General features: G+C 39.3%; 12 protein-coding genes. 10 read left to right on the top strand and 2 right to left on the bottom strand.

The window, feature by feature from the left end; translation table 11 throughout:
- The 6 genes from ACT3RM_RS15210 to yacG form a co-directional block, all read left to right on the top strand.
- On the top strand, nucleotides 1–411 hold a 411-nt coding region (locus ACT3RM_RS15210; protein ID WP_444511408.1), incomplete at its 5' end, for a hypothetical protein.
- 18 nt (nucleotides 412–429) lie between these two features.
- Entirely contained in the window at nucleotides 430–1,659 is a 1,230-nt protein-coding gene (locus ACT3RM_RS15205; protein ID WP_441833827.1) for a type II secretion system F family protein, read from the top strand.
- A gap of 275 nt (nucleotides 1,660–1,934) precedes the next feature.
- Nucleotides 1,935–2,840 (top strand): prepilin peptidase, encoded by a 906-nt coding sequence (locus ACT3RM_RS15200; RefSeq protein WP_441833826.1) that lies wholly within the window; start codon nucleotides 1,935–1,937, stop codon nucleotides 2,838–2,840.
- A gap of 2 nt (nucleotides 2,841–2,842) precedes the next feature.
- Nucleotides 2,843–3,490 carry a dephospho-CoA kinase gene (gene coaE, locus ACT3RM_RS15195; RefSeq protein WP_441833825.1) on the top strand — a complete coding sequence of 216 codons (648 nt, stop codon included), beginning with the start codon at nucleotides 2,843–2,845 and terminating at the stop codon, nucleotides 3,488–3,490.
- Between the two features lie 160 nt (nucleotides 3,491–3,650).
- Entirely contained in the window at nucleotides 3,651–5,327 is a 1,677-nt protein-coding gene (gene pilB, locus ACT3RM_RS15190; RefSeq protein ID WP_441995228.1) for a type IV-A pilus assembly ATPase PilB, read from the top strand.
- Nucleotides 5,328–5,432: 105 nt separating this feature from the next.
- The gene (gene yacG / locus ACT3RM_RS15185; protein ID WP_441833823.1) at nucleotides 5,433–5,663 is read left to right on the top strand and encodes a DNA gyrase inhibitor YacG; all 231 of its coding nucleotides are present in this window, start codon (nucleotides 5,433–5,435) and stop codon (nucleotides 5,661–5,663) included.
- A gap of 121 nt (nucleotides 5,664–5,784) precedes the next feature.
- On the opposite strand, the gene ACT3RM_RS15180 is transcribed toward yacG, so the two are convergent.
- A complete protein-coding gene (locus ACT3RM_RS15180) occupies nucleotides 5,785–6,276 on the bottom strand; it encodes a Spy/CpxP family protein refolding chaperone (RefSeq protein WP_441833822.1) in 492 nt (163 codons plus the stop codon).
- Between the two features lie 180 nt (nucleotides 6,277–6,456).
- Here ACT3RM_RS15180 and ACT3RM_RS15175 point away from each other — a divergent pair, with 180 nt between their 5' ends.
- Genes ACT3RM_RS15175 through ACT3RM_RS15165 form a run of 3 tightly spaced genes read left to right on the top strand, consistent with a single transcriptional unit; the run spans nucleotide 6,457 to nucleotide 9,506 of the window.
- Nucleotides 6,457–7,146, top strand: coding sequence for a response regulator (locus tag ACT3RM_RS15175; protein WP_441833821.1), 690 nt, complete (start codon nucleotides 6,457–6,459; stop codon nucleotides 7,144–7,146).
- Complete coding sequence (locus ACT3RM_RS15170) at nucleotides 7,124–8,554, top strand: ATP-binding protein (protein ID WP_441833820.1); 1,431 nt, start codon at nucleotides 7,124–7,126, stop codon at nucleotides 8,552–8,554. Before ACT3RM_RS15175 ends, ACT3RM_RS15170 begins: the two co-directional genes overlap by 23 nt.
- Before the next feature lie 7 nt (nucleotides 8,555–8,561).
- Nucleotides 8,562–9,506: an alpha/beta fold hydrolase gene (locus tag ACT3RM_RS15165; protein ID WP_441833819.1), complete on the top strand. Its 945-nt coding sequence runs from the start codon at nucleotides 8,562–8,564 to the stop codon at nucleotides 9,504–9,506.
- On the opposite strand, the gene ACT3RM_RS15160 is transcribed toward ACT3RM_RS15165, so the two are convergent.
- Complete coding sequence (locus ACT3RM_RS15160) at nucleotides 9,479–10,384, bottom strand: cation diffusion facilitator family transporter (protein ID WP_441833818.1); 906 nt, start codon at nucleotides 10,382–10,384, stop codon at nucleotides 9,479–9,481. The two genes, ACT3RM_RS15165 and ACT3RM_RS15160, sit on opposite strands and share 28 nt — an antisense overlap.
- Before the next feature lie 93 nt (nucleotides 10,385–10,477).
- Between ACT3RM_RS15160 and trmL the strand changes: the two genes are divergently transcribed.
- Nucleotides 10,478–10,942: a tRNA (uridine(34)/cytosine(34)/5-carboxymethylaminomethyluridine(34)-2'-O)-methyltransferase TrmL gene (gene trmL / locus ACT3RM_RS15155; protein WP_441833817.1), complete on the top strand. Its 465-nt coding sequence runs from the start codon at nucleotides 10,478–10,480 to the stop codon at nucleotides 10,940–10,942.
- The last annotated feature ends 199 nt before the right edge of the window (nucleotides 10,943–11,141 follow it).

Genomic DNA, 11,141 nt, shown 5'->3' with positions numbered 1-11,141 from the left:
GAAGTGTTAAACTTAGTTTTTTTCATAATATTAATCATTTTTTCACTTACAGCTCTACAGTCTTCAATGTTACTGAGACAATACATTTATAAAGAGCCGAATAACCATATATTGCTATCTCAGACTTTAAACCCATTTGTAGAGTATAAGTTTAAAGAAATTCAAATAAACACCATTAAACTAGAAGTCGCACTTCAACAAAAAAACTATAATGAAGTTATTAACTTTTTAACTTGGTCAGAAGTTTTTTTAAAAGCTTACCCAAGTGATTATATTTACTTTGAAACAATAAGAGCTATGAAAGCACTTTCAATGGGTAAGCAAGCGAATGCTCTAACAATTGAAGCCAAGCACCTATATCCAAAAAATAACTCTTGGGATACAGGCACCTGGGAACCATCAAACAGTTGATACTGAATTAGGTCTAATATGGCAAAGAAAAATGAACAGTCAAGCAATGATACCTTTCAGTGGATTGGCGTTAGTGCGCGCGGGAAAAAGCTTGAAGGCGAAATGACGGCTGCAAGCATTGCCCTTGTTAAAGCCCAGCTACGTAAACAAAATATCACCCCCTCTAAAGTAAAACGTAAAGCAAAACCCCTTTTTGGTATTCAAAGTAAACAAAAAATTACCGCTAAAGATATTGCTTTAGTGACACGGCAAATAGCCACTATGCTAATGGCAGGCGTGCCGCTCATTCAAGCCATTGATATGATTGGCTCAGGCTCTGATAATAAAAGTGTCACTAAACTAATGGAAACCATTGGTGATGAAGTAAAAGCAGGAGCCCCCCTTTCAAACGCGCTACGTAAACACCCTCGCTACTTTGATGATTTATATTGCGATTTAGTGGCATCGGGTGAACAATCTGGCGCACTTGATAAAATTTTTGACCGCATCGCTATTTATAAAGAAAAATCTGAAGCGCTAAAGTCAAAAATTAAAAAGGCCATGTTTTACCCCATCGCTGTATTAGTAATTGCATTAGTTGTGACGTCCATATTACTTATTTTTGTAGTACCGCAATTTCAAGATATATTTGCCGGCTTTGGTGCAGAGCTCCCCGCTTTTACTTTAATGGTGATTGGTATTTCTGAATTTATGCAAGAATACTGGTGGATAATATTCATCGCTATTGTTGTGTTTATTTGGGCATACAAAGAAGCGCTATTAAAAAATAAAAAACTGCGTGATGCCAACGACAAAGCTATTTTAAAACTGCCTATTATTGGCATGATTTTGAATAAAGCCGCTGTTGCCCGCTATGCACGCACGCTTTCTACCACCTTTGCGGCAGGTGTACCACTGGTTGATGCGCTGGATTCTGCTGCTGGTGCCTCTGGTAATGCTGTGTATCGTTACGCTATTTTAGATATAAAAGCTGAGGTAAGCTCGGGTAACCAAATGAACTGGGCAATGCGTAATTCAAAGATATTCCCCGATATGGTTATTCAAATGGTGGCGATTGGTGAAGAGTCAGGCTCCCTAGATAGTATGCTAGCTAAAGTGGCTACTATTTATGAGCAAGAAGTTGACGACGCCGTTGATGGCCTTTCCAGCTTACTTGAACCTCTTATAATGGTTGTGCTTGGTGTATTAGTTGGCGGCCTAATTATTGCCATGTATTTACCGATATTCCAACTAGGCTCAGTGATTTAATTATTAAAAAATAGTGATAGTTTACTTTTATGTTAATCTTCTCAGTGTAGCGCGTAGCGCCTCAGTGAACTCGGTGGTAAAAAGGGTTTGCAGGCTCGGAGCAACAATACAATGATTATATCACCACCGAGAACACAGATCTCCACAGAGAAGCCAAAAGTGATTGTTCAACTTTTATGACTCCTCAGTGTAGCGCGTAGCACCTCGGTGAACTCGCCGGTAAAAAGTTTTAAATAACTAATTCACTTATTTTTTGAATAACTTTAAGGAAAGTAATGCTCGATTTTTTATCCGATATAACCACTGTAATGCAAAGCCAGTTGTGGTTTTATTTACTCACTGTAGGCCTTGTTAGCCTTTGCATTGGTAGTTTTTTAAATGTAGTTATTTACCGCATACCGCTGATGATGCAGCGTGAATGGCAAACCGAGTGCCGTACTTTACTTGCCGATGAGCTAAGTAATGAACAAAATAACCAAACAACACCAACTAAGCCCTTTAATTTAGTTACGCCTAGCTCAACCTGCCCAAACTGTAAAACCACCATAAAAGCATGGCAGAACATCCCGGTACTAAGCTGGCTGTTACTCAAAGGGCGTTGTGCGAGCTGTAAGCATCCTATTACAGTGCGTTATCCAATTATTGAAGTACTTACTGCTATTTTAAGTTTAACCGTTGCTTATACTTTTGGCGCAACCGAACAAGCACTGCTTTATATTGTTATTACCTGGTTTTTAGTCACACTTACCTTTATTGATATTGATCATATGCTATTGCCCGATCAGCTCACTTTACCACTGATTTGGCTTGCGCTCATTGCCGCAGTTTTAGGTATTACCATACCACCAAGTGATGCGATTATCGGCGCCGCTTGCGGCTATTTAAGCCTTTGGAGTGTTTACTGGTTATTTAAATTACTGACCGGTAAGGAAGGCATGGGCTATGGCGACTTTAAGTTACTGGCTGTTTTTGGTGCATTACTTGGTTGGCAATTTTTGCTTATGATTATTTTACTCTCAAGCGTTGTCGGTGCCATTATTGGTATTGCACTACTTTCGATTCAAGGCAAAGATAAAACCACACCCATTCCCTTTGGCCCTTACTTAGCAATTGCAGGCTGGATTGCTATGCTTTGGGGGACACAACTAAAAACCTACTATTTTAATTGGCTTGGTTATTAAGTATGGCTAATACTACCGTTAATGGTGCGACTAAAAACATAAGTATAAACAAATGGACGCTTGGGTTAACAGGCGGCATTGGCTGTGGTAAAAGTGCCGTAAGTGCTATATTTGAAGCACAAGGTATAACCATTGTGGATGCCGATATTATTGCCCGTGAAGTTGTAGCACCAAAAAGTGATGGCTTAAATGCAATAATCGAGCACTTTGGCAGTGATATTTTAAATCAAGATCAAACCCTAAACCGCAGTAAACTGCGTGCGCTTATATTTGCAGAGCAAGTGCAAAAAACCTGGTTAAATAACTTATTGCACCCGCTTATTCGCAAAAAAATACAAACTGATTTAAACAGCGCTACCAGCCCATACGTTATTTTAGTTGCGCCATTATTATTTGAAAACGGCCTTGATAAATATTGCCAACGTACATTATTGATTGATGTGCCAGTAGCAGTGCAATTAACTAGAACCATAAAACGTGACAATATTTCGAAAGTGCAAGCACAAGCAATTATTGATGCGCAAATGTCTCGCAGTGATAAAAAAGCCCGTGCAATTGACGTAATTAATAATAACCAACCACTTAAAGATGTGAGTGCTGAGGTTTTAAAGTACCACCAGCATTATTTAAAGCTAGCGGTTAAAAGTTAGCGACACTCAGCTAATATTTAACTTACTTTAAAGCAAAGTTACTATAAGAATAAAAATTTAGTGTTTTAGCTGGCAAATTAACCTAAATCGCCAAGACTAATGTTATACCCTACTTTTTTCTGATAAGTTGCAGTTATGAATGAATATTTAAAGGTGCGCAATGAATATTAACTCACCACTACTTCGAAAATTTATCACACTTGGCCGCATCGACGCAGAAACGGTAAAGCTGAAACAGCGAGACTTTAGTTCAACTGCCGAGCTAATTAGCTCCTGCAGTGGTATTGATGGCCAAGAGCTGGCTGAACAATGCCTAGATTTTTTTCGGGTACCTTATTTTGATATTAAAGACTTTGATATTGAATTTATCTCTAAAGAGTTAGTTAAAGAAAAACTGATCCGTCAGCACCATATTCTCCCGTTAGTCAAAAAAGGCCGTAAACTTTATATTGCCGCTTCTGATCCGACCGATTACGGTGCTTTTGAGAACTTTGAATTTAGTACCGGCCTCTCTTGTGAAGTGGTGGTAGTTGATTACCGCCAACTCGAAAATAAAATAGAGCAATTATTAGATGCCAGCAGCAGTTTACATTTAAGTGACGATGAGTTTAAAGAGTTTGGTGATTTAGAAACCGAACAAAAAGACGTTAAAAGCCCAGGTGAAGAAGACAAAGACGATGCACCTATTATTGTCTATATCAATAAAATTTTGATGGACGCGATTAAAAAAGGCGCGTCAGACTTACACTTTGAACCTTATGAACATAAATACCGAGTTCGGTTTCGTATCGATGGTATTTTGCATGAAATGGCAAGCCCACCAAATAGCTTAGCGACACGCCTTTCAGCACGTTTAAAAGTAATGGCTCGCTTGGATATTGCAGAAAAACGTAAACCCCAAGATGGACGTATAAAACTAAAAATTACCGAACGTAAAAGTATCGACTTTCGTGTCAGCACCTTGCCAACCTTGTGGGGTGAAAAAATAGTTATGCGAATACTTGATTCATCAAGTGCCATGCTTGGCATTGATGTACTAGGTTACGAACCTGAGCAAAAAGCACTATACATGAATGCTTTAGCACAACCACAAGGCATGATACTTGTTACTGGCCCTACCGGCTCTGGTAAAACGGTATCCCTGTACACTGGTTTAAACATACTTAATCAGCCCGAGCGTAATATTAGTACCGCCGAAGACCCGGTAGAGATTAACCTTGAAGGGGTTAACCAAGTACAAATAAACCCTAAAGCAGAGATGACTTTTGCCAACGCACTAAAAGCATTTTTACGTCAAGATCCTGATGTGGTGATGGTAGGTGAAATACGTGACCTTGAAACCGCTGAAATATCTATAAAAGCAGCGCAAACAGGTCACTTAGTTATGTCTACTCTGCATACTAATTCAGCACCTGAAACCTTAACCCGTTTATTAAATATGGGTGTGCCCGCCTACAACGTGGCAAGTTCGATTACCCTCATTATTGCACAGCGTCTTGCGCGTCGTTTATGCCCTAAATGTAAAACCCCCGAAACACTGCCTGAAGAAGAACTTTTACGCCAGGGGGTTGATAAATCAAAACTTGACGAGCTAACATTATTTACACCAAAAGGATGTGATAGTTGTACTGAAGGTTACAAGGGCCGTGTAGGTATTTATGAAGTAATGGAAGTCACCCCTGAAATTGCACAAATTATTATGCGTGGTGGTAATTCTTTAGAAATTGCAGAGGTATCACTTAAATCAGGCTTTAATAACTTGCGTTTATCTGGCCTTAAAAAAGCAGCAGATGGCGTAACATCCCTTGCTGAAATTAACCGAGTAACGAGCTTTTAAAGTATTAAGTTAATACGTGTTTATATAAGCACGTATTATTACCCTACCCTATGATCTATTCACTGAATTCTATAAAATACGCAAAAAGATTAATGAGTTTATATTATGCCAACCGTTGTTAATTGCCCAACCTGTAAAAACCAAGTCGAGTGGAACGATAAAAGTGAGCACCGCCCATTTTGCTCAAAGCGTTGCCAGCTTATTGATTTAGGCGAGTGGTCGTTTGAAAACAATAAAATATCAAGCCCCGTCACCAACGCAAACGATTTAAGCCAAGATATGATTGAAGATATTGAAGCGATGCTTGCAAAAAATGACGATGAGTTTTTTAAATAAATATGTAAGTTAATACATACGCGAATCAAGTTTGCCCATACAGGAGTTAGATTTTCACTGGTTTAATGGTTTAACTGCCTAATGAAAAAAAGCGCTAAATAAATTAGCGCTTATGGGTAAATTAACGGCTTTTATTATGGCCTTTTTTACGTTTATGCTTTTTCATTTCAGATAGCTTTTCACGCTGCTCTTCATTGAGCACCTGCCAGATTTGATGCTGCGTTTTAAGTTTTTCCATCGCAATACTATTACCTTTTTCGGTGCGAGCATCAAGCAGCTCTTGCGCAGCGTTTTCATCGAATTTAGCTGCACTAAGTAATACTGCCATCTTTTCTTTATGTGCTTTACGTGCCGCTTTAAAATCGTCTTTATTGCCGCTGCGCTTAGCTTCTCTTTTCGCTTTATTGGCATCAAAGATAACTTTAAGTTGATCTTGCTGCGCTTGTGTTAAAGCTAATTTTTCAACACCACGCTCTGATAATAAAAAGCGTGCTTGTCTGTCACCGTGATGATGTTCCATGCCACCTTTAGCCATTACATTAGTAGCACCTAGCGTTGCTGTAGCAAGGCCACAAATTAGCACAAGTTTAGAAAGTTTAGTTGTCATTGTCATAATTATTACCTTTGGTTGTTGGATTACTCGTTGAGTTACCATTACTGGGTTGAGTCAGTAAATTCACTATACCCCTTACAGTGCAAAGTAACGCAAACGAGTGTAAAGGTTGTGTAAAGGTTCACTTTTAGGCTATTTCGCGGTTAAAATAAGCTGACATACAACACTTAAGGCTGGCTGATGAAACTATTAATGATTGACGACGATATTGAATTATGTGAATTACTCAGTGAGTACTTAAGTGCACAAGGGTTTGAGATTGAGTCAAAGCATGATGGTAAGGAAGGCCTACAACAAGCGCTAAGTGATGATTACGCATTAATATTACTTGATGTAATGCTCCCTTCACTCGAGGGCTTTGAAGTTTTAAAGCAATTACGCCAACATAAGTTAACCCCCGTTATAATGCTAACTGCAAAAGGGGAAGATTTCGACCGCATTTTTGGCTTAGAACTAGGCGCTGATGATTATATTCCAAAACCTTTTAACCACCGTGAATTGCTTGCTCGGGTAAAAGCAATTACCCGCAGAATTGAACATATTGCCAGCGTTAATAACTCAGAAAGCACTATACTTACCGTTAATAGCGTCACTATCAACCTAGCCTCTAGACAAGCTCTGATTAACGATCAGCTACTTAACCTAACAGGCACTGAGTACGAAATTTTGGTTAAGCTTATACAACAAGCTGGTGAAGTGGTAAGTAAAGAGGTCTTGAGTGAACAAGTACTTGGTCGTCGCCTTGCGTCTTTTGACCGCTCAATTGATATGCATGTCAGTAATATTCGTAAAAAAATAGCTGAATTTAACGACCTAGAACGAATAAAAACAATTAGGGGCAACGGCTATGTCTTTATTCAAGGAGCCTAAGTTGACCCTTTTGAGCTACTTAAAGTCACCCCATCATTATTTATTTTTTAAAGTATTTAGTTGGTTTTGGCTGACCGTTATTGGCACCATGGGCGCACTGTTTTTTTTAAGTAACTTAGCTACTAACACGGTAAGCAATGAGCCGCTACATGGTCCAATGCAAAAAAATTTACTTTATACCGCAAAGGGGATCGAACGCAGCACCGTTAAACACAAAAAATCTTTAAGCGAAGTATTTAACCACCCTAGACTAACTAAACGTAAGTTATTATATTTAAGCTCCGAGCAACCCGATAAAATATTAACGAGTCGCGAAGTTCCCGAAAATGTTGATTTAAGCCTATTAAACTTTACCAAAAACATGCCCGCTCAAGTTATTTTTACTGAGCACTACCAAGCATTTGGCCCAATTGAAATAACCACTCCTGAGGGAAATTTTTATTTATACGAGATAGATGCAAACCACCAGCCCCCGTTTTTTATCCGTTTAAAATTATTACCAACTTGGCTAAAAGTGATGATTGCTTTTGCAGCCTCGCTAACTTTAAGCTTTATATTTAGCCGTAATTTAATTGCGCCTATCAATAGTTTAAAACAAGCAGCAATTAAACTCTCAGCAGGAGACTTAACCGCCAGAGCAAAACTTAACCCAGAACGCCAAGATGAGCTAGGCGTATTAGGACGCGACTTTAATAGTATGGCTGAGCAGCTTGAGCAGCTGATCAGCGCACAAAAACGCTTATTGGCTGATATTTCTCATGAGCTACGTTCGCCACTTACTCGCTTAAAAATGGCAACCGGCCTTGCACAAATGCAAGCAAGCGAGGCTAACCAAGGTTACCTACTACGGATTGAAAAAGAAGCTAACCAGCTCGATAAAATGATCGCTGATGTACTTAAAGTTTCACGCCTAGAGGCAAAAAGCCAAGCTCTTCATTTAAATCATCAGTCTTTACAAGTTATTGTTGATCACGTATTGAATGATGCAACATTTGAGGCCAAGCAAAATAATAAACAGTTGCTTGTAAATGGCAAGTTTAATGTCACGATAAACTGTGATGAAAGCTTAATAGCCAGCGCTCTTGAAAACGTACTGCGTAATGCAATCAAGTATGCCAAGCACACGATTACCTTAACATTATCGCAAGCTGAAACTGTTTATATTGAAATTTGTGATGATGGCGAAGGCGTAGCGCCTGAAAATTTAACCAAACTATGTGAGCCATTTTTTCGTCAGTCTCATGCACGGGATCGTACCAGTGGCGGTACAGGATTAGGCTTAGCTATTGCTAAAAATGCAGTAGTAGCGCATGGCGGTAATCTAGTACTTAAAAACCAAGCAACAGGCGGTTTATGCGTTAGTATAACACTGCCAATTAACAGTAAAATTCAAGTAACTAAAAAGTGACTATGTAATGTTTTATAGCAATGAAGCGAACCTTAAAAACAATATATCTACCATTGATGATTTTTTTACTGATACTTTAGCTAAGCATTACCTCGCTACTTCACATGGGCAGCTATACTACGCTTACGCTATTCCAAGTAATGCTAGCACCGCCATTATAATCAGTTCAGGGCGTATTGAAGGGCTCGATAAGTATAAAGAGTTATTATGGGAATTGTATAATAATAACATTGCAGTATTTATTGTTGATCACCAAGGGCAAGGACGTTCGTATCGCGGCTTAAAAAACCCTCACAAAGGCTTTGTAAAAGACTTTAATGATTATGCCGCCGATTTAGCGCTGTTTAATATAAAGGTTGTAGATAAACACTGGCAAGGAAAAAAAGTGTTATTAGGACATTCAATGGGCGGGGCTATTGCCTATGATTATTTAGCCCGCTTTGAGCATAACTATAATGGCTTGTTTTTATCCGCACCAATGTTTGATATTTACACTAAAGGTACGCCCAAACCACTAGCTAAATTGGCAGCTAAAGTGGCCTCATCAGTAGGTTTATCTGGCTGTTACGCGTTTGGCCAAGGCGACTATCATGCTGACGACTTTGCTATAAATACACTCACGAGTAGCGCTGCAAGGTATGCTTATTTTCGTGATGTGTATCAACAAGCGCCTAGCTTAAAACTTGGCGGAGTAACCTACGGCTGGCTTAATGCGGCTTTTACCTTTATTAGTAAGGTTGATAGCCTCAATGTGGATATCCCGCTTTTTATTGCCAGTGCCGAGCAAGATGTCGTTGTAGACAACCAAGCCCAACATAAAATAGTTAAGCGGCTAACTCAAACTAAATTAAAAACTTATAGCGCAGCTAAACATGAATTACTATTTGAGCAAGATAACGTTCGCCGCAAAGTGCTTAGCCAGCTTTATGCTTTTTGTACTGGGTTATCTTGATCACAAATAGAAAGCGGATCGAGATGGATTAAAATATCCATTTCACTTTCAAATCCTTTTTGGATCATAGCCACCACTTCGTCTGCCACGTTATGTGCTCTGATTAATGGCATCTCGTCTTTAAGTTCTAAATGAAGTTGTATAAACTTAATTTTCCCGCCCTGCCTAGTGCGTACATCATGAACACCAAACACATCATCATGAGCATTCGCGATTAAAATAATTTCAGTTTTTTCTTCATCAGGAAGCTCTTTATCCATCAGATGATCGGCGCTTTGCCCCGCTATATCCCAACTGTTATAAAGTAAATAACCTGCTACACCAATAGCAAATATAGGATCTGCGAACATCATTCCAGACTGCGCTAGTATAATAGCAAGCAACACCGCGGCATTTAAAATTAAGTCACCTTTATAATGAACCGAGTCAGCTTTTATGGCGATAGACTCAGTATGTGCAATCACTTTTTGTTGCACAAAAACCACCACTAAAGTACATACAATCGCAAATATACTAACCCAAATCCCCAACATTGAGTGCGTTAAAACAACCGGATTAAACAAGCGCTCAACACCATGAAACGCCAATAAACACCCGGAACCAGCTATAAATGCAGCTTGACCAAGTCCAGCTAGTGCCTCGGCCTTACCGTGACCAAAGCGGTGATCGTCATCAGCAGGGCGAAGCGCGTAACCAAGCACTAAAAAGCTCATAGCGGAGGCAGTTATATCCATTAATGAATCGGTTAACGAACCCAACATTGACGCAGAGCCAGAAGCAAGCCACGCCCAACACTTAGCTGCAATCATTAAACTAACCATTACCATGGTCACTATGCTGGCTGTTTTTACCCAAAATTCATAACTGCGGTTTTTCACATTAATTTTCGCTTTAACGTTTGTGATAGTTAAGTATTATACCACTTCGTGTATACTCAAGCGCGCTAAAAAGGCTTATTAATAAGGAAAAACATGCTTGATATCGTCTTATACCAACCAGAGATCCCCCCTAATACGGGCAATATTATTCGCTTATGCGCTAATACTGGGTTTTCTTTGCACTTGATTGAGCCATTAGGTTTTGAATGGGATGATAAACGCGTAAAGCGCGCAGGCCTTGATTACCATGAGTTTAGCCATGTACAACGCCATGTATCGTTTGAAGCTTACTTAGCAAAATGCCAGCCTAAAAAGGTTTATGCGTGTACCACCAAAGGCAGCCAGTTTCATCATCAAGCACAATATCAACAAGGCGATTGCTTAGTATTTGGCCCTGAGACACGTGGTTTACCTGACGAATTAATACAGTCACTACCTCATGAGCAGCGTGTGCGCATTCCAATGCAGGCAAATAGCCGTAGCATGAACTTATCCAATGCCGTTGCCGTTTTTGTTTATGAATCGTGGCGTCAATTAGGTTTCCCAAACGCACAATAATCATGCACGTTATCTTAACTGACGTGCTAAAAAATGACTATTGTCACTCATGTTTTATTTGGCTCACAAGGGAGAATTTGGAAAAGTGCTTAAATATCGACATGGTGGCTGAAAAAACAAAAGCTCATGTGCAAACTTATATTGCTGTGGTTGCATGTAAGGCTATTATTAATAAAGGAAGAAAAGAACTAATAAATAC

It is taken from the genome of Pseudoalteromonas sp. AOP7-A1-14 (genome assembly GCF_052376275.1).
GTDB lineage: Bacteria > Pseudomonadota > Gammaproteobacteria > Enterobacterales > Alteromonadaceae > Pseudoalteromonas.
This window is presented reverse-complemented; position numbering and strand designations above follow the sequence as displayed.